At 66.5% G+C, this 21,749-nt stretch carries 21 protein-coding genes; 20 read left to right on the top strand and 1 reads right to left on the bottom strand.

All coding sequences use genetic code 11. The features are described from left to right. Nucleotides 1-20: 20 nt before the first annotated feature. Nucleotides 21-413 (bottom strand): VOC family protein, encoded by a 393-nt coding sequence (locus tag QMX79_RS05795; protein ID WP_282245287.1) that lies wholly within the window; start codon nt 411-413, stop codon nt 21-23. 187 nt (nt 414-600) lie between these two features. Between QMX79_RS05795 and QMX79_RS05790 the strand changes: the two genes are divergently transcribed. From QMX79_RS05790 to QMX79_RS05695, 20 genes are all read left to right on the top strand, one after another. After that, on the top strand, nt 601-1,278 hold the full coding sequence (locus tag QMX79_RS05790) for a helix-turn-helix domain-containing protein (protein ID WP_282245285.1): 678 nt from the start codon (nt 601-603) through the stop codon (nt 1,276-1,278). Nucleotides 1,279-1,281: 3 nt separating this feature from the next. After that, nucleotides 1,282-2,970, top strand: coding sequence for a type III secretion system outer membrane ring subunit SctC (gene sctC, locus QMX79_RS05785; protein ID WP_282245284.1), 1,689 nt, complete (start codon nt 1,282-1,284; stop codon nt 2,968-2,970). Further along, nucleotides 2,951-4,078: a type III secretion system gatekeeper subunit SctW gene (gene sctW / locus QMX79_RS05780; protein WP_282245282.1), complete on the top strand. Its 1,128-nt coding sequence runs from the start codon at nt 2,951-2,953 to the stop codon at nt 4,076-4,078. The genes sctC and sctW overlap by 20 nt, the downstream gene beginning before the upstream one ends. Continuing rightward, nucleotides 4,075-6,141 carry an EscV/YscV/HrcV family type III secretion system export apparatus protein gene (locus QMX79_RS05775; RefSeq protein ID WP_282245281.1) on the top strand — a complete coding sequence of 689 codons (2,067 nt, stop codon included), beginning with the start codon at nt 4,075-4,077 and terminating at the stop codon, nt 6,139-6,141. Before sctW ends, QMX79_RS05775 begins: the two co-directional genes overlap by 4 nt. Continuing rightward, nucleotides 6,138-6,533: a hypothetical protein gene (locus tag QMX79_RS05770; protein WP_282245279.1), complete on the top strand. Its 396-nt coding sequence runs from the start codon at nt 6,138-6,140 to the stop codon at nt 6,531-6,533. Before QMX79_RS05775 ends, QMX79_RS05770 begins: the two co-directional genes overlap by 4 nt. Nucleotides 6,534-6,577: 44 nt before the next feature. Then, entirely contained in the window at nt 6,578-7,828 is a 1,251-nt protein-coding gene (locus QMX79_RS05765; RefSeq protein WP_282245333.1) for a FliI/YscN family ATPase, read from the top strand. Beyond that, nucleotides 7,812-8,258: a hypothetical protein gene (locus QMX79_RS05760; protein WP_282245277.1), complete on the top strand. Its 447-nt coding sequence runs from the start codon at nt 7,812-7,814 to the stop codon at nt 8,256-8,258. Before QMX79_RS05765 ends, QMX79_RS05760 begins: the two co-directional genes overlap by 17 nt. Then, nucleotides 8,249-9,367, top strand: coding sequence for a hypothetical protein (locus tag QMX79_RS05755; protein WP_282245275.1), 1,119 nt, complete (start codon nt 8,249-8,251; stop codon nt 9,365-9,367). Before QMX79_RS05760 ends, QMX79_RS05755 begins: the two co-directional genes overlap by 10 nt. Next, nucleotides 9,364-10,326, top strand: coding sequence for a type III secretion system cytoplasmic ring protein SctQ (gene sctQ, locus QMX79_RS05750; protein ID WP_282245273.1), 963 nt, complete (start codon nt 9,364-9,366; stop codon nt 10,324-10,326). Before QMX79_RS05755 ends, sctQ begins: the two co-directional genes overlap by 4 nt. Then, nucleotides 10,323-10,988: an EscR/YscR/HrcR family type III secretion system export apparatus protein gene (locus QMX79_RS05745; RefSeq protein ID WP_282245271.1), complete on the top strand. Its 666-nt coding sequence runs from the start codon at nt 10,323-10,325 to the stop codon at nt 10,986-10,988. Before sctQ ends, QMX79_RS05745 begins: the two co-directional genes overlap by 4 nt. 2 nt (nt 10,989-10,990) lie before the next feature. Beyond that, a complete protein-coding gene (gene sctS / locus QMX79_RS05740; RefSeq protein WP_068853566.1) occupies nt 10,991-11,248 on the top strand; it encodes a type III secretion system export apparatus subunit SctS in 258 nt (85 codons plus the stop codon). Between the two features lie 4 nt (nt 11,249-11,252). Beyond that, nucleotides 11,253-12,044, top strand: a complete 792-nt coding sequence (gene sctT, locus QMX79_RS05735) for a type III secretion system export apparatus subunit SctT (RefSeq protein WP_282245267.1) — start codon at nt 11,253-11,255, stop codon at nt 12,042-12,044. Then, complete coding sequence (locus QMX79_RS05730; RefSeq protein ID WP_282245265.1) at nt 12,041-13,153, top strand: EscU/YscU/HrcU family type III secretion system export apparatus switch protein; 1,113 nt, start codon at nt 12,041-12,043, stop codon at nt 13,151-13,153. The genes sctT and QMX79_RS05730 overlap by 4 nt, the downstream gene beginning before the upstream one ends. Before the next feature lie 84 nt (nt 13,154-13,237). Continuing rightward, complete coding sequence (locus tag QMX79_RS05725) at nt 13,238-13,771, top strand: SycD/LcrH family type III secretion system chaperone (RefSeq protein ID WP_282245263.1); 534 nt, start codon at nt 13,238-13,240, stop codon at nt 13,769-13,771. Then, complete coding sequence (sctE, locus tag QMX79_RS05720) at nt 13,768-15,564, top strand: type III secretion system translocon subunit SctE (RefSeq protein ID WP_282245261.1); 1,797 nt, start codon at nt 13,768-13,770, stop codon at nt 15,562-15,564. Before QMX79_RS05725 ends, sctE begins: the two co-directional genes overlap by 4 nt. 45 nt (nt 15,565-15,609) lie before the next feature. Beyond that, nucleotides 15,610-16,908 carry a hypothetical protein gene (locus QMX79_RS05715; protein WP_282245260.1) on the top strand — a complete coding sequence of 433 codons (1,299 nt, stop codon included), beginning with the start codon at nt 15,610-15,612 and terminating at the stop codon, nt 16,906-16,908. Between the two features lie 12 nt (nt 16,909-16,920). Continuing rightward, nucleotides 16,921-18,027, top strand: coding sequence for an IpaD/SipD/SspD family type III secretion system needle tip protein (locus QMX79_RS05710; RefSeq protein ID WP_282245259.1), 1,107 nt, complete (start codon nt 16,921-16,923; stop codon nt 18,025-18,027). Nucleotides 18,028-18,257: 230 nt separating this feature from the next. Then, on the top strand, nt 18,258-20,084 hold the full coding sequence (locus QMX79_RS05705) for a hypothetical protein (protein ID WP_282245258.1): 1,827 nt from the start codon (nt 18,258-18,260) through the stop codon (nt 20,082-20,084). Then, on the top strand, nt 19,987-21,396 hold the full coding sequence (locus QMX79_RS05700) for a hypothetical protein (RefSeq protein ID WP_282245257.1): 1,410 nt from the start codon (nt 19,987-19,989) through the stop codon (nt 21,394-21,396). The genes QMX79_RS05705 and QMX79_RS05700 overlap by 98 nt, the downstream gene beginning before the upstream one ends. Next, the gene (locus QMX79_RS05695; RefSeq protein WP_282245256.1) at nt 21,393-21,641 is read left to right on the top strand and encodes a phosphopantetheine-binding protein; all 249 of its coding nucleotides are present in this window, start codon (nt 21,393-21,395) and stop codon (nt 21,639-21,641) included. Before QMX79_RS05700 ends, QMX79_RS05695 begins: the two co-directional genes overlap by 4 nt. Nucleotides 21,642-21,749: the final 108 nt, after the last annotated feature.

Below are 21,749 nucleotides of genomic sequence, written 5' to 3'. Positions count from 1 at the left end.
CAGCGGCCGCTACAACGCATTCAGCTGACTTCGTAAAGCTCCAGCGGCAGCCCGTCCGGGTCGGCGAAGAAGGTGAAGCGCTGGCCGGTGTACTCGTCGACACGGATCGGCTCGCAGGGCACGCCTTCGGCCGCCAGGCGTTCGATCATCGGCTCCAGGGTGGCTACCCGGAACGCCAGGTGGCGCAGGCCCTGCGCTTCCGGGCGGCTGGGCCGGGGCGGCGGCGAAGGGAACGAGAACAACTCCAGTTGGCCGCCGTCGGGCAGGGCCAGGTCGAGCTTCCACGAATCGCGCGCGGCGCGGTGGTGCTCGGCCTTGACCGTCAAGCCGAGCACGCGGACGTAGAAGTCGCGCGAACGGTCGTAATCGGCACAGATCAGGGCGACATGGTGGATGCCAAGCAGGGGTGTCATGGGATCGATTCCTGGTGGCGCATCCGCGCAACCGTCTGGGTGGGGGCGATACAAATACCGCAACTCGCGCTGGCTTTCTAACTTCTTGTAGAGCCTTGCCCCCCTGCCGTCTCCAACATGCAGCCCTCATCGAGCAGGGCCGCAGACCGCGTGCCGCCTCGGCAAATGCCTGAACGGGAGTGGTCGGATGCACGTCATCGTCAATGCAGGGCAGGGCCCTATCGACCTCACCGTCGGTGGGCAGGCCATCCAGCTCGCTCCCGGTAACCGCCTCCTGCTGGCCGGTGTGCCGCTGCCGCGCAACACCGGGCTTGACACCCTCACGCTGGCCGGTAGTGGCATGGCGCGGGCGCTGGCCCATTTCGACCATGCCAGCAACGTGCTGCGCCCGGCCGGTGAGCCGCAGCCGCTGTGCTGGGTGGTAACGGCCGCGCTGGAAGATCCGGATGTGGCGGCCGCGTGGCTGATCGACCAGCTGGCGCGCGGTGCCGGGCAACCCGAGGACGGCCAGGCGGCCCAGCTGCTGCGGCACCTGGCGCGCAGCGAAAGCTACGGCCTGATGCGTTTCCTGCTCGACGAAGGCGGCGAAAACACCGTGGCCGCGCTGGCCCAGCGCTATGGCCTGTCTTCGGCGCAGTTCCACCGGCGGTGCCGGCAGGTGCTGGGCCGCCCACTCAAGCGCGAGCTGCGCATCCAGCGCGCCGCGCGCGCGCTGCTGGCCTATCCCGGCCGTGCGCGTTCGTTCACCTACCTCGCCGCCGACCACGGCTACGCGTCGCTGTCGCACTTCTGCACCGACGTCAAATCGTTGATCGGCTGTTCGCCCCTTTCCGTCTACCGGGCCGTCTCGACGCCCAACGAGTGATCCATGCGTTCCCTGTCGTTGTACCTGCTGTTGTTGACCGTACCCACTGTTGCACTCGCACAGACCCCGCTCGAAGGCACCGCGATCCAGGATCGCGCCGACCTGCCGCACGCCACCGGGTTCGTCTCCCGCGCCGACAACGCCAGCCACCTGCTCAATGCCATCGGCGCGCGCGCGCGGCAGGCGGTGGTACTCAGCCCCAAGGCGCAGAAAAAGAAGGTCAGCGGCAGTTTCGACCTGGCGCGGCCGTTGGACGTGCTGGCCAAGGTCTCGGCGGAACTGGGCCTGGTCTGGTACAGCGACGGTCAGTCGATCTACGTATATGACGCCGACGAACAGAAGAACGCCGTCGGCCGGCTGCGGCATACCTCGATCGCCACGCTGTCGGACTTCCTGCGCAAGGCGCGGCTGTCCGACACGCGCTACCCGGTGCGCGGCGGCGGTGCCGACGGCACGTTCTACGTGGCCGGTCCGCCGGTGTACGTGGACATCGTGATGAACGCGGCGCGCTACCTGGATGACCTGTATGAAGGCGCCGATGCCAGCCCGCACCACGTCGAGGTGATCAAGCTCGAACACAGCTTCGTCAACGGGCGCCGCTACGGCCTGCGCACCAGTGAGGTCTCCCTGCCGGGCCTGGCCGACGTGCTGTCCGGGGTCCTGCAGCTGGGTGACTTCGGTGCCGTGGTCAAGCAGCCGTCGCTGCCGGTCGATCCGGCCACCATCACCGAAGAGCTCCTGCCGTCGCTTGCGCCCACGCCGCCGGCGGCCCAGGTGGCCCCCCAGGTGCCGGTCGGGCCGAGCCCCGCCGTGGTGATGGCCTACGCCGAAACCAACAGCCTGGTGGTGCGCGGCACGCTGGCGCAGATCGAACAGATCAAGCGCCTGGTCGGCGAGTTGGACATTCCCCGCAAGCAGATCGAGATGTCGCTGTGGATCATCGACATCAAGAAGACCGAGCTGGACCGCCTGGGCGTGAACTGGAGCGGTGGCATCAACATCGGCAACCGGTTGGCGATCGGCATCAACCAGTCGCCCTCGGTCAGCACGCTGGACGGCAGTCGCTTCCTGGCCTCGGTGCAGGCCATGGCCAGCAAGGGCGACGCGCACATCATCTCGCGCCCGGTGCTGCTGACCCAGGAAAACATCCCGGCGTACTTCGACAGCAACCAGACCTTCTACGCCCAGCTGGTGGGCGACCGTGCGGTGTCGCTGGAACAGGTGACCTACGGCACCCTGATCAGCGTGCGCCCGCGTATTTCCAGCGGCAACGAAGTGGAAATGCAGCTGAAGATCGAAGATGGCGCGGCAGACGCCACCAACGCGGTGGCATCGCTGCCGCTGGTGAACCGCACCGTGATCGATACCGTGGCGCGCGTGCCGCAGCAGCTCAGCCTGCTGGTGGGTGGCTACGCCCGCATGCAGGCCGATGACGGCTACAGCGGCATTCCCGGCCTGCGCCGCATTCCCGGCGTGGGCAAGCTGTTCGGCCACAACAGCCGCTCGGCGGAAAGCCTGGTGCGGGTGTTCCTGATCCAGCCGCGTCTGCTTACCGGCAGCGACCCGGTGGATGGCTACCGCATGCCGGAGGTGTACGGCCCCGGCGTAGGCGACGCCGTGCGCGACCAGATCCGCGCGCTGCACCCGCACCTCAACGCTGCGGAGGACGTGCATGGCGCTGCCGGCCATTAATCGACACATCACCGCGCCGCTGCCGGTGACACCCCGCCAGGCGAGTACGCAGGGCGACCGCGACGACACGGCAAGGGACCTGCTGTCAGGCTTGGGCAAGCCGTCCAAGCCGGGCTCGCTGGCCACGGCCATGTCCATGCAGGATGACCTGGCCGCGTTGGTGGCCTCGCTGCGCAATCGCCGCGATGGTCACCAGACCGGCGCCAGCGTGGAATCGCAGGCGTGGATCGACCACGTGCTGGATGACCAGGTTCACGGCAAGGTCATGGACCTGCGCGCGCTGCTGGATGGCATGCGCAGCCCGGTGCAGCTGCTGGCGCTGCTCCGGCAGCTGTTCCCCGATCCCAGCGACATGCTGGCGGTGCTGCGCTCCTTGATCGCCGATGACGAACTCGAGGAGCTGCGCGAGCTGTTGCAGCAGTCGCTGGAGCAGCTGCTCGCCGATGAGGCCGCGCAGGGCAATGGCGCGGCCACGCGCGGTGGCCTGAACGTGGCAATCAAGGCGCGGCTGGCTGCGCGCGGCAGTCAGTTTTCGGCCCGGGCGCTGCGCCAGAGCTATCGCGACTTCATCGGCAACCACCAGGACTGCGTGGGCGAGTACGCCGGCTGGATCGCACTGTACGGTTTCGAGCGGCGCGCGCAGGTGGTGGACTTCATGGAGCAGGCGATCGGCGCGGACATGTACTCGCTCGACCCCAGTGCCTCGCACCTGGAGTTCGGCCGGCTGCTGCGCCAGGTACGCAACCTGGCCGTGCTGCGCTCCACCGACCACCTGCTGGTCCAGGAGGCCACCCGCGACCGGCTGCTGGCGCGACTGTCCACCACCGCCGAGGCGGTGGTCAGTGGGCTGCTGGATGTGGTGCGCGGCCTGCAGGACTGGGCCGGCCTGTTCGCGGGCCCCCTGGCCGATGCGCGGGTGGCGCTGTCGGCGCCCGAACGTGCGCGGCTGGTGCAGGCGCTGCGCCGCGCGCTGGGCGGCCTGCCCGATGCGGTGTGGAGCGATGACCTGGCGCGCGAACGCGCGGCGCAGTCTCTGGAGGTGGTGGTGGTGGAAAGCATGAAACGCGAACGCTGGCACGCCGGCCACGCCGGTGGGGTGAGCGTATGAGCACCACGGCCAACACCGCCACGAGCGGCTGGGGCCAGCGCGCCCGCGGCATCCTGCGCCCGGAACTGGCATTGGTGGTGCTGATGGCCGTGATCGTGGCCATGCTGATCATCCCGCTGCCGACCTTCCTGGTCGACCTGCTGATCGGCCTGAACATGGCCGTGGCAATCGTCATCTTCCTCAGCTCGTTCTACGTCGAACGCATCCTCAATTTCTCCACGTTCCCCTCGGTACTGCTGTTCACCACGCTGATGCGGCTGGCGCTGTCGGTCAGTACCAGCCGGCTGATCCTGCTCGATGCCGATGCCGGCCATATCATCAGCGCCTTCGGCGACTTCGTGGTGGGCGACAACCTGGTGGTGGGCGCGGTGATCTTCGCCATCATCACCCTGGTCCAGTTCATCGTGATCACCAAGGGTTCCGAGCGTATCGGTGAAGTGGTCGCGCGCTTCTCGCTGGACGGCATGCCCGGCAAGCAGATGAGCATCGATGCCGACCTGCGCGCCGAGGCCATCACCTCGGAAGAGGCGCAGCGCCGCCGCCGTGATGTAGAGCGCGAAAGCCAGCTGTACGGTTCCTACGACGGCGCCATGAAGTTCGTGAAGGGCGATGCCATTGCCGGCATCGTCATTGTGTTCGTCAACCTGTTCGGCGGCATCGCCGTGGGCATGCTGCAGCATGGCATGGCGTTCTCGCAGGCGCTCAACACCTTCACCTTGCTGACCATCGGCGACGGCCTGGTCGCGCAGATCCCCGCATTGCTGATCTGCATCAGCGCCGGTTTCATCGTCACCCGGGTCAGCGGCGAGAGCAACAACCTGGGCGCCAACATCCTGGGCGAGCTGTTCAACAGCAACGTGGTGCTCGGCACCGGTGCGGTGCTGGTGCTGCTGCTGGGAATGCTGCCGGGCTTCCCGCTGCCGGTGTTCGCCGGCCTGGCCGTCGGCCTGACGGCGATGCTGGTCTGGCGCCTGCGCCGTGCGAAGACCACCGATGCCGGCGGCGCCCAAGGTGCGGGGCAGGGCGGTGCTGCCGCCCCGGCCGGCAAGGGTGACACCGCCAACGCCCGCCTCACCAGCGAGACCTTGCCGCTGATCCTGCTGATGCCGCCGGCGCTGCATGACGCCGGCATGGCCGGGCAGTGGGAGGAGCAACTGCGCCACGATGCCTTCGTCAACACCGGCATGCAGCTGGCGCCGCTGGTCCTGCGCAGCCATACGCCGGCGCAGGACCATGAGGTGAAGGTACTGATCAACGAGATTCCGGCCGCGTCTTCACATGTGGTCAGCGGGCACGTGCGGGTCTGGGGGCGGCAGGACGAGCTTGAAGCGCTCGACATGGGCCTGGTGGTGCCGCACGACGGCACTACCGCGCGCTGGGTGCCGGCCGACGCGCACGAAGACGTTCGCGCACTGGGCTGCGATGTCTCCAGCGACTACGAGGAACTGCGCCGTCTGGTGCATGGCGCGGTACAGCGCAACATCGGCGAGCTGTTCGGCATCCAGGAGGCCAAGCACGTGCTGGACGCGCTGGAAAAGCGCTTCCCCGAACTGGTCAAGGAAACCTACCGGCACATGCCCATCCAGCGGGTGGCTGAAGTGCTGCAGCGCCTGCTGCGCGAAGACGTATCCATCCGCAACATGAAGGTGGTGCTGGAAACCCTGGCGCAGTGGGGCCAACGCGAAAAGGACGTGATCCTGCTGGTGGAACACGTGCGCGGCGCACTGTCGCGCTACATCTCCGCGCGCTTCGCCCGCGAGGGGCGCATCCCCGCGATCCTGGTCTCCAGCCCGGTCGAAGACCAGATCCGTGCGGGCATCCGCCAGAGCCAGGGCGCGGCCTACCTCAACCTCGAACCGGCCGAGGCCGGCGACCTGCTGGACCGCTTCGCGCTGCACGTGGGCGAAGTGAGCGCGCACCGCCCGGACGTGGTGCTGATGGTCGCGCCGGACATCCGCCGCTTCGTCAAACGCTTCATTGAAAACCGCCTCCCCTCGACCTCGGTGCTCTCCTTCGCCGAGATCTCCGACACGGTCACCCTTGATGTGATGAGAAGCTTATGACCTCCCTGCTGGATACCCTCAACTCCGCCCTCCAGGAACTGGGCTGCGACCCGTCGCGGTTCCAGTTCGACACCCATTCGTCCGTGGTCATGGGCTTTGCCGACGTGGGCGAACTGCTGCTCGATCCGGTGGACGACATGGTGTACCTGTGGGGACGCCTGGATACCTCGCCGGCCGAGCGCTTCAGCAACCGTGCCGACGAACTGCTCACCGCGCTTTCGTCGCCGGCCGCGCATTTCGCCAATGGCTGCCTGGCCCTGCGGCAGCTTGAAGACGGTTGCCTGGTGGGCGGTGCACTGCAGCCCGATTGCCGGCATGAGTCCAGCCTGCTGGCAGCGGCGATCGAGGGCTTCCACGCCCGCGTGATTGAACTGCAGGCCCTGCTGCGGTGACAGCGGCCACGCCCTGCTGGCGCCCCTGCGCGACGCCCGTGGCCATGCGCGCCGGTGAGCTGCGCGTACCACTGGCCGACGTCGCGGTGGGCGAGCACTGCCACGTGCGCCGCTCGGCGCGCGATGACCGGGTGTTGACCCATGGCGTGGTCACCCGTGTCGACCATGGCGTGGCCACGCTGGCGTTGATCGGTGCGCCGGTGCGGCTGGCTGCCGACGTTGTCGTGGCCGCCACCGGCCGGCCCCTGCAGGTGGCGCTGGGCACGCACCTGCTCGGCTGCGTGCTGGACGGGTTCGGCGAGGTCGTGGAGCGGCTGCTGGGCGGGGATGCGGTGGATGACGCCGGCGTGTCCGCCCCGGTCCAGGCCGCGCCGCTGGACTACCGCCAGCGCCGCCCGATCCAGGTGCCGTTCGCCACCGGCATCCGCGCGCTCGACGCCCTGCTGACCGTGGGCGAAGGCCAGCGCATGGGCATCTTCGCGGCCGCAGGCTGCGGCAAGACCACGCTGGTGGAAATGCTGCTGGCCAATGCCGACTGCGATGTCCGGGTGGTGGCGCTGGTGGGCGAGCGCGGCCGCGAAGTCGCCTCGTTCGTCGACGCGATCCGCCAAGGCCCGGCCGCCGCCCGCACGATCATCGTGCAGGCCACGTCCGATTCCTCGCCGGCCACCCGGGTCAACGCGGCCATGGTCGCCACCCGCATCGCCGAGTACTTCCGCGACCAGGGCAGCCGCGTGCTGCTGGTGATGGATTCGGCCACCCGCTACGCCCGCGCGCTGCGCGACGTGGCGTTGTCGGCCGGAGAACCCCCTGCACGCCGGGGCTTTCCCGCCTCGGTGTTCGAAGCCCTGCCGCGGCTGGTCGAGCGACCCGGCAATGCACGGTCCGGCAGCATCACCGCGTTCTACACGGTGCTGCTGGAGGACGACGCCGACCCGGATCCGGTGGGCGAGGAAGTCAAATCGCTGCTGGACGGGCATGTGTACCTGAGCCCCCGCCTGGCCCAGCGTGGCCAGTTCCCGGCCATCGACGTGCTGCGCAGTGCCAGCCGCCTGTACCCGCAGCTGGCCAGCGAGCGCCAGGCCGCCGCCGCCACCCGCGTGCGCGCGGTGATGGGGCGGCTGGATGACCTGCAGCTGCTGCGCGACATCGGCGAATACAGGCCCGGCGCGCAGCCCGAGCAGGACGATGCCGTGGCCCGCGAACCCCACGTGCTGGCCTTCCTGCGGCAGGCGCTGCACGAGCCGGTGACGCTGGATGCCGCCGTGGAGGCACTCGATGCGCTCGCCCGCTGACCCGGACCGGCTGGCCACGCTGCTCGACCATCGCGCGCATCGCCTGCGCCGCGAAGCGCGCGAGCAGGCTGAACAGGCCGCGCGGCGCGAGCAGGAAGCGAACACGCTGCGCAGCGCCGCCGACGAACGCCTGCAGCAGGCGCAGCTGGGTGAAGAGCACGGCCTGGACCGCCAACGCCTGTTCGAACGCCTGCGCGGCGTTGCGGTGGCGCGGGCGCATGTCCTGGAGTGCGAGCTGCGCGCCGGCCACCTGCAGGAACAGGCCGGCGATGCACGCGAGCAGGCGCACCAGCTGCGCCACGCCGCCGCCGGCCACCATTCGCGCGCACGCCGCCTGCAGGCGGTTGGCGCGCATATCGACCAGAAGCACCGGCTGGCGCGCCTGCGCCGCCAGGAGCGCCAGATTCAAGAGGAATACACATGTCGTTGAGCATTCAAGAACTGCCGCCTGCCGTTGCCGCTGCCAGCCCCGTCGAGCCGGTTCCGCTGAGCGAGCGCGTGCAGGCCAGGCAGCCGCGGCCCACCGCGCAGGTGGCTGAGGAACAGGCACCGCCGCGCGAGGATGAGGTGATGCTGGCGCCGGACGCGGTGGCTGCGGGTACATCGCCGGCGCCGGCGCTTGCGCTGGAGCAGGCCCTGCTGTCGTTGCCGCGACCGGATGCCGCCACCGTGCCGACGCCCCGCGAAGCGCCGGGCAGGCAAGGCCAGCACATCGGCCACCCGGATCTGCGCACGGTGCGCAAGCCGCCGCAGGCGGGGGCGGCAACACCGGTGCTGCCAGGCAACGCATCCCGCCCCCCGCCGGCCGTCGCCAACCCGCCGCCCGCCGTGCTGCCGGGCAAGCACGGTGCGACGCCGTCGGCTGACATCCGGTCACCTGGATCTGCAGGCACCCAACGGCAAACACCGGCGCTGCAGACCGTCCCGGCGAACAGTGGCGCAGTGCTGCCAAACGCAGGCGTCGTCGTGCCTTCCACGTCGACACCGCCGCGTTCGCCATCCGCACCTGCGTCGCCCGCAGCCACCACGGCGGCGCCTGCTGCAGGCGTCGCCACCGATGCGCTGACCGATGCGCTGGCTGCTGCGGCGGCCCCGGTCGAGGGGAGCGAGCCTTCTGCAGTGCCCGATGCCAGCTCGACCGTCTCCGTCACCAACACCGCTGCCGTTCCGCAACAGCCCTCCAGCGACGCGGCACCCGACAGCCAGTCGATGGCCGACGCGCGCCGCGCCGAAGCCAACCTCGGCACCCGCCAGCACGTCCGCGCGGCGCGCCAGGCCGAAGCCCTGCAGACCGCCAGGGTCCAGCGCGCCGACACGGCCAGCCACTTCAACGTGTCGTTCAACAGCTGGGGGTCGGGGCACTCGGTCAGCGCGCGCCTGGAGGGCGGGCGCCTGCACATGCAGCCGTCATCGGCACGCGTCGGGCAGGCGCTGTCGTCGGCGCTGGCACCGCCGGGCGCCGAACTGGAGATCGCCGTGGACACCAGCGACAACGCCACCGATGAACGCCGTCGTCGCGGCGGCCAGGGCCACGCATGAACGCCCGCCGCTGGCCCTTTTCCGCCCTGAGCCCGGCCGCCGCAACGCAGGCCGCCATCGTGGCCGCCTGCGCGCGCGCGGGCATCACCCCGGCGTGGCAGCCGCTGCCGGCGCGCGGCGCCATGCTGCGCTTCGATGTCAGCGGCCCCGGCGGCGCGCTGCGGCTGGCCGTGGCGGCCGACCAGTGGTGCCCGACCATGCTGCCGGCCATGGCCGGCCTGGCCTGGTCCGAACTGGTCGACCACACCGCGCTGTCCAGCTGGCTGCCGGACCGGCCGCTGCTGGACATCGCTGCCGAACCCCTGCAAGCCGCGCAGGTGTGCCTGCGCGAGGTGGTGCCGGTGAAGGCGCTCGCCCTGGGCGAGGGCGCGCAACCCTGCCTGCCCACCGCCCAAGGCCTGGCCTGGATTGAACACGCCGACAGCAGTGCCGTGGCCGCGTTGGCGCCCGCCACCCGTCGCCTGCACGTGCCGGTGGCGCTTGGCATCGCCCGCCTGCGGCTGCCGCTGCACCGCCTGCGCAGCCTGGCCCCGGGGGCAGTGCTGCTGCTCGAGCAGCTGCACCCCGTGGCGCGCACCGGCGCCCGCCGCCTGTACTCCTTCGACTTCTCCCTAGAGACCATCTCCGTGAACACACCCTTCGATTTCCTCGACGACGATGACGGCAACGCCGATATCGCCCCGCCCGCCACCGCCGCTCCCGCAGCGACAGCCAACACCACCACGCCGGGCATCGACATCAAGCATCTGCCGGTCAACGTGGACGTGGTGCTGTGCCAGCTGCAGCATTCCATCGGCGAACTGGACGGCCTCCAGCCCGGTACCGTGTTCAACCTGCCGGTTGACGCCTGGAAGCAGCTGCAGCTGCGCGTCAACGGCCAGCTCATCGCCCGCGGCGAGCTGGTGCAGGTGGGCGACCAGCTTGGCGTACAGCTGGCGCAGGCGCCCGCGCTGCCATGAATTTCGTCAACAACGACATCTCGCTGATCGCGGTCATGTCGATGGCCGCGCTGCTGCCGTTCCTGATCGCAGCGGGCACCTGCTACCTGAAGTTCTCCGTGGTGTTCGTGCTGCTGCGCAACGGCCTGGGCCTGCAGCAGGTGCCCTCCAACATGGTGCTGAACGCGCTGGCGCTGATGCTCGCCTTCTACGTGATGCAGCCCATCGTGCAGAACATGTACGACGCCTACCTCGCGCTGGAAGCCCCGCTCAACTCCGTGGCGGCGGTGGTGACGTTCCTGGACAGCAGCCTGGACGGCTACAAGGTCTACCTGGCCACGTACTCGGACCCGGAACTGGTGAAGTTCTTCGAACGCGCCCGGCATGCCGAAGACGGCATGCCCGTGCCCGACCTGGAGCCGCATGAGCGCTCGCTGTTCGCGTTGATGCCTTCGTACGCCCTGAGCGAGCTGAAGGATGCCTTCCGCATCGGCTTCTATCTATACTTGCCGTTCGTGGTGATCGACCTCGTGGTCTCCAGCGTGCTGCTGTCGCTGGGCATGATGATGATGAGCCCGGTGACCATCTCCGCGCCGATCAAGCTGATCCTGTTCGTGGCGATGGATGGCTGGAGCCTGCTCTCGCAGGGTCTGGTGCGCCAGTACCTCGACGTGCCGATGTAGCCATGGACGCGATCATGTTCATGGGCAACAAAAGCCTGCTGCTCATCCTGCTGCTCTCGGCCGCGCCGGTGGCGGTGGCTACCATCGTCGGCCTGGCCATCGGCCTGTTCCAGACCGTCACCCAGCTGCAGGAGCAGACCCTTCCCTACGGTGCCAAGCTGCTGGCGGTGATCGCCTGCCTGCTGGTGCTGATGACCTGGATGTCGGCGCGCATGCTGGATTTCGCCCGGCTGGCGCTGCACACCGCGCTGAACGGGTAGGGCGGTGCAGCTTTCCCCGCTCGACGCCGAACTGGTCGCGCTGGCCCGCGACCACGGCCTGCCGGCGCTGCTGGGCATGGCCCGCATCGGCGCCTGCCTGGTCTGGATTCCCTATCTCTCGCCGGGCGTGATGCCGGCCAAGATGACCCGGACCGTGGTGGCGATGATGATCCTGATCGGCCTTTGGCCGTCCACGGCCGGGGCCAGCATACCGCCGGACATCCTTTCCACTGCCGGCGTGGTGCTGCGCGAAGTGCTGATCGGTACCGCCATCGGCCTGGTGGTGGCCCTGCCGTTCCACATCTTCCACGGCATGGGCGCCATCATCGACAACCAGCGTGGTGCAGGCATCGGCGCCATGCTTGACCCGGTCAGTGGCATGGAGGCCACCGAAACCTCCAACCTGCTGCAGTTGATGAGCGTGGTGGTGTTCCTGGCCACCGACGGCATGGTGGTGCTGCTGGAGGTGATCCAGGACAGCTACGCGCTGATTCCGATGGGCGGCGTGCTCGCGCTGGACCTGGCCCGCGTGCAGGATTTCGCCGGCACCCTGCTGGCCGGCGCGGTGCGCATGGCGTTGCCCGTGCTGCTGCTGTTGTTCCTGGTGGAAGTGCTGCTGGGCGTGCTTTCGCGTTTCGCCCAGCAGATGAACCCGTTCTCCATCTCACTGGCGGTCAAGTCCTACATCGCTTTCATCGCGCTGCTGCTCTACCTCATGCCCACCGTGGCCCAGCAGGTACCGCTGATCCGTGACAGCACCGATGCCCTGCAGCTGCTGCTGGCGGTACCGAAATGAAGACCGAAAAGCCCACCCCGCACCGCCTGCTTAAGGAATCGAAGAAGGGCAAGAGCTTCGTCAGCCGCGACTTGGCCGGCTTGACGGTGCTGATCGCCGGGCTGGTGGCCATCACCACGATGATCTCCAGCCGGGCGGTGCACGGCTTCTATCGCGGCATGGCCGAGCGGGGCTTCAGCCTCACCCCGGCCGAGGCCGCGTGGCAGGCGACCACCGCGTTCCTGTGGATCGCCGTGCCGGTCGGCGCGACCGCCATCGTCGCGGCGGTGCTGATTTCGCTGCTGCAGAGCCGCGGCGTCATCGCCGCCGAGGCGGTACGCATCGACCTGGCCCGGGTCAACCCGATTTCCGGCTTCAAGAACCTGTTCTCGCTCAAGACCATCAAGGGCCTGGTTACCGCAGTGCTGTACCTGCTGGCCGGCCTGGTGTTCGTGGTGCTGGCCTGGAAACTGTTCGCGCCCGCGCTGTTCGCCCAGGTGCAGATGCCCGACAAGGCCGCCGGCGCACTCTGGCACAGCGTTGGCTGGCGCAGCACCGCGCTGCTGCTGGCGGTGCTGGCGCCGATCGCGCTGGCTGCGGCGTTCGTCGAGTACCGGCTCTACATCCGCGAAATGCGCATGGAGAAGCATGAGGTCAAGCAGGAGCACAAGGACCACAACGGCAACCCGGAAATCAAACAGCGCCGCCGCCAGATCGGCGAGGAACTGTCCGGCCAGGTGCAGGCGGACGTCGCCGGCTCCTCGATGATCCTGGCCAATCCCACCCACATCGCCGTGGGCATATTCACCCACCCCGACTACCCCGGCCTGCAGTTCGTTTCCGTGCGCGAGCGCGGCAACCGCGCGCGCAAGGTCATTGCCCTGGCCGAGAAGTGGGGCATTCCGGTCGTGCGCGACATCCCGGTGGCGCGCGCGGTCTACTTCAGGACACGCCGCTACCAGTTCGTGCCGGGTGACCTGGTCGCCCCCATCAGCCGGATCCTGGCGTGGCTCAAGGATATCGAGCGCAACCACGCGCAGCCGCCACCAGATTCCGATCCTGTCGACGATTCCAGTCCGGATCCGACGCCGCCGCTTGACGACACCCCGCCTCGTCCGCCTGCCGGATGAGGGAAACCCGAAAGCCCGTTCTCTGCCCCCTCGCCACACTGTGCTTGTCCTGCAGCGCCGTGGGCACCAACCCGGTAAACCACCATGACTTATGCCTCCGACGCCCCCGCTGGATCCGACACCGACCAGGCCCAGCTCGATGAACTGGCCCAGCTGTTGTTCGAAGGTGCCCAGACCGGCGCCGCGATCAAGGACCTGAAAGGGGTCAGCGATGACCTGCTGGAAAGCGTGTACGCCTATGCGCACCGCTTCTACACCGACGGCCGTCTGGATGAAGCCGAAACGTTCTTCCGCTTCCTGTACCTGTACGACTTCTACAACGGCGATTACGCCCTCGGCCTGGCCGCGGTGCTGCAGATGAAGAAGGACTACGCCAAGGCCATCGACATGTACGCGCTGGCCTACGCACTGCTCAAGCAGGACGAACGGCCGATGCTGCATGTCGGCCAGTGCCACCTGGCCATGGGCAAGCTCGCCCTGGCCAAGGGCTGCTTCGAAACCGTGCAGGAGCGTTCCACCGATCCGGCCCTGCTTGCGCGGGCCAAGGTCTACCTGCAGGCGCTGGCCAGCTATGGCACCGCACCTCCCGATACCACTGAGGAAACAGATTACGCATGAACATCTCCGCTTCCCCTGGCCTGACGCCGCTGGCCTTCACCTCCACGCCTGCCGGGCGCGCCAATGCCGCGGCCGTCGCCGCCGCCTATGGTGCAGCATCGATCGTCCAGATTGAAGCCATCAGCCGACAGGCGCAGGATCTGTTGGCCAAAGCCGCGGAAGAGCAGCTCGCCGCGGCAGACGGGACCGAAGCGCAGGATCCGAACAAGCCCACGCTGCGCCTGGCCGACATGGCGCGGGTGATGCGCGCTGCAGCAAGTGGCGTGCCGCAGGCGCCATTGACCCCGGAGGCGGCGTTGGCCAAATTGCTGATGCAGCTGAGCGAAGTGATCACTACCGAGAACAGCCGCAGCCTTGCCTCGCAGTTGGAGCTGGTCAAGCAGCGCCTGGCTCAGCGCGCTGCCACATCAGCGGAACTGTCCGAGGCGATCCGCCTGGCCCAGGTCCTGGTCGAATCGGCAATGGCCGACGTCGGTACTGCGGAAGGCGAACTCGCCGCCGCACTGGAAGCGTTAAAGCAGGTCGAAGCCGAAGTGGCGCGTCTGGAACAGGCGCTGACCGATGCCCCGGCCGAAGAGCAGGACGCCATCCGCGCCCAGCTGGAAGCCGCCAAGGACAAGGTCGTGGAGCAGCAGGCCAAGGTGGGTACCGCCACCCAGGCGCTGGCCGAAGCCGTTGGCGTGCTGGATAAGGCAGCGGCCGATCTGGAGCAGTTCAAGAGCGAAGCAGACAAGCTGGATCCCAACGGCAGCGTCAGCGCGCGTGGTGACGAGAAGGCCCGCACCAACGCCGCCATGCTGGGCGAGCTGCTCGCAATGCTGCAGGAAATCATCGGAAAGGCCAACGACGCAAAGCTGGAGGCCGAAACCAGGCTGCTCCAGGAAGTGCTGAAGCTGCGCGAAGCCGAAAACATGCGCCGTTCGCAGGAATACCAGGAAGAATTAGCCAAGGCCGAGGCGGCCCAGAAGAAGATGGGCTGCATCGGCAAGATCATCGGCTGGGTCGTCACCGTGGTGGCCGTGGTAGCTGCGCCGTTCACCGGCGGCGCCAGTATGGTACTGGCCGGCGTGGGTCTGGCCCTGGCCATTGGCACCGAACTCGGCTTTGACCTGATGGGCAAGATCATGGAGCCCATCATGAAGCTGGTGATGGAGCTGGTGAAGGCCGTTGGCAACGTGATCGGTGATGTGCTCACCTCACTGGGCGTTTCCTCGGACATCGCAAACAAGATCAAGGATGTGCTCGGCGTGATCGCGGTGGCCGCCATGATCATTGCAGCCGTCGTGCTGACCAAAAAGGTGGCCGGCACTGCTGCTGTGCAGCAGCTTGCCAAGGCCGTGACCCGCGCGGTGTCCGAGGCCATCAGCAAGGCGCTTCCCCAGATGCTGAAGGCCGTTGCCCGATCGGTCGGCCAGACCGTGGATGACGTCGCCACCGCCATCAGCAAGACCGCCAGCAAGGCCATCGGCGCAAACGCGGACAACATGGCCTCGCGCGCCGGGTATGCCATCAAGGCCTCGCACACGCTGCAGTTTGCCAACCAGACCAGCCAGAGCGTTGGCAGTATCGTCATCGCCGACATGTACGTAAGTGCCGCGGAGTTGCTCGCGAAGCTCGGGACGGGTCTGGTCGCGAGCGAAATCTTCCGTGAACTGATCCAGAAGATCCTCGAGTACTTCATCCAGACCAAGAACCTGGTGCAGCAGCTGTTCGAAGAGATGAGCAACGTGCAGGCGCTCGAGCACGCCACCGCAAGGTTCGTCACCCACCGCATTGGCGCGGCGGCTGCATAAGCCTGCCAGACGATACCGTCAACTTACATTCAAGGATCCAAGATAATGACCGTCGATACATTGCCCTCCATCCATGCGCAGCCACGCCTCACGCGCGCCGCCAACCCGGCGCAAGGCGCTGATCCACGCACTGCGGCAGCAGGCATGGCCGACATCATCCTGGCCATGGACCCGGGGACCGTGCAGGCGCTCAGCGAAGAGGCCGCTAACCGGCAGCGCTCGGGTGGCCAGGGCGGGGAAGGCCGCACCGGCCCGGCCCCCGCCGTTGACATTCCTGCACCTGCCAAGCAGATGGAAGAAGCCCAGCAGACGCTGGCAGGCATCGTCGACAGGCTGCCGCTCCTGCTGCTCGGCCCGGCGGCGCTTCGGGATCCCATGCAGACTGAAGAGGGTGCCGCCATCCGCGGCGGGGAAGGCGTTGCTACCCAGATGCAGGCCGCAGCGCGTACAGATGGTTCGGGCGCCGTTGACGGTGCGATGGAGGCGACAGGAATCGACGCGGACATTGCAGCGGATTCACCGAAAATGGGGGCCTTCTTCAAGTTCAGTCAGTTCGTCAATCTGCTGATCGCACTGCGCGACATTCTGCTGCAGTTCGAAGCGATCGAACTGAAGAACAGCGCGGAGATGTCGACCATGAGGTTGCAGACCGCCATCTACGCCGGTGAGATGCAGAAGCAGGCGGCCGTTGAAAACTTTGGCGCCGCTATCGCAGGCGGCCTGGGGGGGCTTGCGATCGGTGCAGCATCGATGAAGAAGACATATGAATCAACCTCCATGCAGACCGGCACGTCGAAGCGGAACCTGGCCGAGGCCAACAAGAGCGGAGCCGTAGCGTCGAGTTCTCACGGGGGGACGAGGCACCATGCGACGCCCAGCGCCGACCTGCGTCCCGCCCGCAACCTGGACGACAGCCCGTTGCCGACCGCAAAGGGCAATGAGCGCGTCCCCGCCGACTTGCAGCCCGATGCCGAAGCCAACGTGACCGTGATGAATCAGTCTGCCAAGAAGACAGGGTTGAGTGAGGTCGATCGTACCGATCAGGCATGGCACGGGTCCGCGATGGCCAAGTCCCAAAAGACGCTCAGCCAGGCGACGCTGCTGAATTCAATGCTCCCGGCGGTGACGGGCACCATCCAGGCCGGTGGGAACATCCAGTCGCAATCGACCACGGTTGTGGGCGACATCGCGAAGCAGGAGGCCGACATCCTCGCCAACGTCGCCAAGACGCACCAGGAGAACGTGTCCAACAACCGGGCACTGCGCGACGCAACGGCGCAGCTCTTCATCAGCCTGTTGGCGCTGGAGAACGGCACCAACGAACACATCATTCAACGCGCTTGAGAAGTACCTGTCATGCCTAATTCCTTCAGTATCACCGCCACTCTTATGGCCATGCGCCAGGTGCAGCCGGCGCAGACCGACGTCCAGGTCCAGAACGTCATCACGGAAGCGTCCGTCCTGGATCCCGAAACCCGTTCCCGCCTGCTCCAACTCGGACATCTGACGCGGAGCGTGAGAAACACTGCGGCCACCATGATCACGCTGACCCATGAGCTGAAGGCGGACGGGCTGGGTACCCTGGCTCCGCCCCACGCCGAGGTTCTCAGTGACGAGGCTGCGTTCGAGGAGCTGAAGCGCAACAAGCAGAGGGAGTCGGAGCTGTCGTCCGCGCTGCGCTACGCATTGGGTACATCCCAACGTGTCCAAGCCGACATGTTGCGTGCCTTCTCGTTCCTCCTGCCCAAGGTCGTGCTGGAAGACGAGGAGGCTGCGGGTCTTCCGGGCTTCCAGTCGCCCATGAAGAACCCGGCAGACCTCGATATGAGCGGTCTCATCTGGAACTCGCATGCCGACTTCTTCGCACAGATCAGCGCGCTGCTGGAAGTGCTGAAGACCGAATGGTTAAGCAAGTACCAGGATGCCTTGGCCAAGTTCCTGGAGTTCTATAAGGAATTCTCCGACATCATGGAGAAAATCAAGTTTGACGCAAACGGCGACAAGGGGGATGTGACGACGGATTTCAGTGTAGTTCGCAAGGAACTTAAAGCGCTGATGGCCAAGTACGGGCTCCCCGATGTGGCCTTGGCCTCGTTTTCGAATGAGGCTGCCGCGCAAGCGTTCAAGGACTCCATGGGCCTGCCTGGTCTGACGGTGGTCAGAGCTGCGGATGGAAGCTACAAAGTGATGATGGACCTCTCTGCGGTGGATCAGCTGATCAACGATATGCCTGCCCATCCTTTGAACGAGAACTGGCCTTTCCGGATTACGTGGGACAGCGCTCGCTACAACTCATGGATTTCTGCGAAAGACAGCAACATGGAGCAGATCAAGCACGTCAGCAAGGTGCTGGGTGAGAAGCTCAATGAGATGACTCAGAAGTTCGACAACATCGTGAAGATCCTCAGCTCTTCCATCGACAAGATGTCCGAGGCCAACAACGCCTACGTACACAACACCTGACCGACGTTGCCGCTTGACCGGTCTACGCGCTGACAGGTCGAGATGTCCATCAGCCTGCCGGCACTGCTCTCCAGTGCCGGCGGCTTCGCGGCTGGATGGGTCGGTAGCGCTGATTGGTCCAACTTCGACAATGTTGTAGAGATTTCTGGTCCGCGCGGCGTCAGCATGCCCGGCGCCGAAACGAGCTTCGTGCGCAGAAGTTTGGCCTGCGCACTATCAGGAGAAACGCAATGCCCCGTTCAGTATCTCAATCTGGCGCGCCAGTCGTCGCGCCGCAAATCAATAACCGACCGAACCTCAAGGGCATCTTCGGAAAGCTGTCCATTCACGACGTCCGCAATGTCGCCCAAAGCGCGATCCCCTGCCGCCTGGCATATACCCCTGGCGTGCATGAGCGCACCGCCAATTCAAGTGCAATAAGCGTCGCATACGACGTCATGGAGGCGGGGCGGAGCGGGCTTTCCAGGTCGGATGCCAAGGCGCTGGACAAGGCAATGTGGCAGTTCAGCCCGCAGAGCCCGATCCGGCTCGGCGGCAAACTCCAGTGCTACATGACGGTACTGGGTGCGGAGCGCGCCAGTGTCGCTTTGCTGTTGCGTGAATCCGCCGGTGATGAGCGTTTGAGCCGCTGCTTGAGCCGCTGCCTGGATCAGCTGGATCGCGCTATCGTCAAGGTTGCCGTCAGGATTGGCAAGTGTGACGGTGTGCCTGACGGCGCCTTTCACGGTGACCCCAAGTCCAAGAAGCTGTTCGACGAAATCGAGGTGGCCAAGGGCGTCATGACCCGGTGCGTCCGGGAGGTCGGTGGTGGGGAAGTGATGCGTGGCATTGCTGAAGCGATCCTGCCGTCGGCAATGAGGGACAGCGTTGCCGAGCGGCTCCCTGATTCGTTTGCGAAGTTCGACAGAGCAGACGGGGCACCCGACATCCTCAACGTACTGCAGGTGGACGAGGCACTGTCGCTGCAGAGGGTTATCGGCAACATGCTCGAAGACGGAAGCCCCGAAGCGCTGGCAGAGGCCGTACTGCACCTGCTCAAGGCGCCGGAGTATGTGGAGCAGAGTCAGCCCGGTGGCAAGCCCGACAAGCCCGACAAGCCGCCTCGCACCCCCCCGCCGGCCAACCCGCCGCAGGCGCTGCAGCCGCACGCCTGTAGCGGTGCAGCGTCCCTGCACAACAATGCTCCCGTCAATATCGACAACAAGGTCGATTTTGACATCTCCAAGCTATTCAAACTTCTGGACAAGCCGCCGCTTCAGTGGACCGACGTCCGCAATCTTATTGAGGAAATGCGGAAGGATGCCTACTCCCTGGGCCGGTCGGAGGAGCGCAACCTGATCCAGGATGAACTGATTGCCGAGCAGCGCGAGCTGATCGCACAGCAGAAGCAGGAGATCGCTGACCTCAAGGAGCGTTTCCTAGAGAAGAACAGGAGTCTTCAGGCGTGGGCCAATGGTTCTGGGTTGACGCGAGCGACGCCGGCTTCTACCCGGGAGCAGGGCACCGGTACCGAGCATCAGCTGCGCGATGCCACCACCTCGACCTGGGACCTGGATCAGGTCGAGGTGGATTCGTCCTCCCTGCGCAACTCGGGTACTCCCGACCTGACGCGGCGCGAGAACCAGCTTGACCGGCAGAACCGCCAGAACCAGCAGGAACGTCGAACCGACAACGAGCATTCAGAACAGCGTCAGGTCAACAGCCGTGGCAATGGCAGCGGTGGTCCGCGCAACAACAACCTTCCCCCGGAAGATGAGGTGGACAACACCTCGCGTCCGATCAATCGGGCCTCCACGTCGAGGACGCCTGATGACGAGGCACTCAACAGGCTGAACCAGAACAACCGGAACAACGAAAACAACCAGAACCAACGTCAGCGGTTGGGCAACACGGAACAGCGCCTGGAAGGGCAGAGGACCGAGCGGAATCGCCACCTGCAGCGCGGGAATGATGAACCGCTTGGACAACCAGCGTGCGCCATCCGGGACCGGCAACTACGAGGAGTTCAAGCACTTCTTGAATTCGCAGGGGATCGACGTGGGGCCACTGGACCCTGATCCGTTCCAGCCGACCAATGTGCGCGGGATGGAGGAGGGCAAGCCGTGGAACCCAGCGCGCGGCGTCAACCCCGTCCGTTGGATTCATCCCAGTGGCGTGAAGGACTACGTCGGCCGGCGCAGCGCGAAGGCCGGTACGCCGTTTGTACCTACCATGAAAGGCTCACTGCTCCCGCCCGTGCAATCGTCGCCGGGGCGCGTCAGGGAGCTGATCCACGAGTTGGGCGCGGCGCGCTTCGTTCCGAGCGAAATAGCGGGGAAGGAAGGCACCGTGGGCCTCAAGAAGTCTGCTCCCGCCACGTTGCGAGCCAAGTCTCCTTTGCAGGAGGGAATGGAGGCCTTCTTCCAGAAGCGTGACCTGGCGTTGCTTGAACGTTCGCAGCGGCAGACCGTCACCGGGTCCTCCATACCCCTCAGCAGCCAGGGGCTGGCCCGCCCGTCCGTCCAGGCGCAGCCGGCATCGGCGGTCCTTGGTGAACGCAGGACTTTCCAGTCGTTCCTGGACAGCTTGCCCTCCAGCCCCATTGCAGCGCGAGGCGTGCTGAACCGTTCTGATTCCCTCGCAAGCATCGCCAGCAACGAGAGCGACGCCAGCGAAACCGGGGCTGAGCTCGGCAAGCGAATCTACTCCGCATCCAGGCAGTCACGGCCCACCCTGCCTCCGCGTGCGGGACACGGGCCGCTGAACGCCCCTGCCGCCGGGTTGACGCCATTGGCCCTGCTGGCCAGGAGCATCCCGTCGGCGCCGATCGTTGAGACGGCTGTGCGCACACATGCGGCGTCGCCCGCTTCTCCGGGCTCGGCCAACGGGCAACGCCAGGATGTACTCCGCCAGAACATCGTGGCTGATGCGCGGACACCCCGCGGCGAGAAGGAGCGCTCGGTAAGTTTCAGCGTTCCCCGCGATCCGCAGGACAGCATCGATCCGTATGCAGCCCATGAACGTCTCAGGGACGAGGAGCCGCTGCGGAGTGAAGTAACACCGGGACAGCGATACAAGAGCTTCGATGAGGAATGGGATGCGCTTTCGAGCGTTGCGGGCGACGGGCCCGAGGAGCTCGTGGACTTCGGCGACGTCGAACCCGAGGACAACATGGTCGTGCAGCGGAGCTATTCCGCCGTCAGCATGGATTGCGGCCGGGACTCGCCGCCGGTATTGAGTTCAGATGAGAGCGGGGAATCGAAGACGCCGCTTCGCGTGGCCGACCGCGCTGCTCTCACCCCCAAGGGGAATGATCTCGCGGATCCAACAGTGCAGCTCATCAAGGAGCTGAGCGAGCGCCTGGAGGGAATGAAGGGAGCCGAGGAATGAGCACCGTCCTGAGCCTGCAGGACATCCGCAGACTGGCCGCCGCCCATCTTGGGCGGCCGCTGGAAGAAGTCGGGTCCCAGCAGCGCCTGGTTGAAGACCTGGATGTAGACTCATTGGAGATGCACGCGCTGCTGATCCAGATCGAGGAAGCCGGCGGCACGCTGCCGGACGCGGAAGTCCTGCGTGCGGTGATCACGCTGGCCGACCTGCATCTTGCGATGACCAATCCGGACGCGTTGACGTGACCCGCTGGAAGGCAGGGCTGCTGGTGGCGCTGGCCCCCACGGCCCTGCCGGCCAGCGCCAACCAGGTGTTCGCCAGCCAGGCTCGCAACGGCCAACAACACGTATCCA

Source organism: Stenotrophomonas sp. PS02300, assembly GCF_029959395.1.
Classification (GTDB): domain Bacteria; phylum Pseudomonadota; class Gammaproteobacteria; order Xanthomonadales; family Xanthomonadaceae; genus Stenotrophomonas; species Stenotrophomonas maltophilia_AD.
Note: the sequence above shows the minus strand (reverse complement) of the source record. Positions and strands in the feature narration are given on the sequence as shown.

Bases quoted from the DNA above. Each gene is read 5' to 3' on its own strand.
- QMX79_RS05730 (WP_282245265.1), top strand. From the start codon at position 12,041: ATGAAGACCGAAAAGCCCACCCCGCACCGCCTGCTTAAGGAATCGAAG.
- QMX79_RS05765 (WP_282245333.1), top strand. From the start codon at position 6,578: ATGCGCGCCGGTGAGCTGCGCGTACCACTGGCCGACGTCGCGGTGGGC.
- sctC (WP_282245284.1), top strand. From the start codon at position 1,282: ATGCGTTCCCTGTCGTTGTACCTGCTGTTGTTGACCGTACCCACTGTT.
- QMX79_RS05705 (WP_282245258.1), top strand. From the start codon at position 18,258: ATGCCCCGTTCAGTATCTCAATCTGGCGCGCCAGTCGTCGCGCCGCAA.
- QMX79_RS05745 (WP_282245271.1), top strand. From the start codon at position 10,323: ATGAATTTCGTCAACAACGACATCTCGCTGATCGCGGTCATGTCGATG.
- QMX79_RS05710 (WP_282245259.1), top strand. From the start codon at position 16,921: ATGCCTAATTCCTTCAGTATCACCGCCACTCTTATGGCCATGCGCCAG.
- QMX79_RS05715 (WP_282245260.1), top strand. From the start codon at position 15,610: ATGACCGTCGATACATTGCCCTCCATCCATGCGCAGCCACGCCTCACG.
- sctS (WP_068853566.1), top strand. From the start codon at position 10,991: ATGGACGCGATCATGTTCATGGGCAACAAAAGCCTGCTGCTCATCCTG.
- QMX79_RS05775 (WP_282245281.1), top strand. From the start codon at position 4,075: ATGAGCACCACGGCCAACACCGCCACGAGCGGCTGGGGCCAGCGCGCC.
- sctW (WP_282245282.1), top strand. From the start codon at position 2,951: ATGGCGCTGCCGGCCATTAATCGACACATCACCGCGCCGCTGCCGGTG.
- QMX79_RS05755 (WP_282245275.1), top strand. From the start codon at position 8,249: ATGTCGTTGAGCATTCAAGAACTGCCGCCTGCCGTTGCCGCTGCCAGC.
- QMX79_RS05795 (WP_282245287.1), bottom strand. From the start codon at position 413: ATGACACCCCTGCTTGGCATCCACCATGTCGCCCTGATCTGTGCCGAT.
- QMX79_RS05695 (WP_282245256.1), top strand. From the start codon at position 21,393: ATGAGCACCGTCCTGAGCCTGCAGGACATCCGCAGACTGGCCGCCGCC.
- QMX79_RS05770 (WP_282245279.1), top strand. From the start codon at position 6,138: ATGACCTCCCTGCTGGATACCCTCAACTCCGCCCTCCAGGAACTGGGC.
- QMX79_RS05790 (WP_282245285.1), top strand. From the start codon at position 601: ATGCACGTCATCGTCAATGCAGGGCAGGGCCCTATCGACCTCACCGTC.
- QMX79_RS05760 (WP_282245277.1), top strand. From the start codon at position 7,812: ATGCGCTCGCCCGCTGACCCGGACCGGCTGGCCACGCTGCTCGACCAT.
- QMX79_RS05725 (WP_282245263.1), top strand. From the start codon at position 13,238: ATGACTTATGCCTCCGACGCCCCCGCTGGATCCGACACCGACCAGGCC.
- sctQ (WP_282245273.1), top strand. From the start codon at position 9,364: ATGAACGCCCGCCGCTGGCCCTTTTCCGCCCTGAGCCCGGCCGCCGCA.
- sctE (WP_282245261.1), top strand. From the start codon at position 13,768: ATGAACATCTCCGCTTCCCCTGGCCTGACGCCGCTGGCCTTCACCTCC.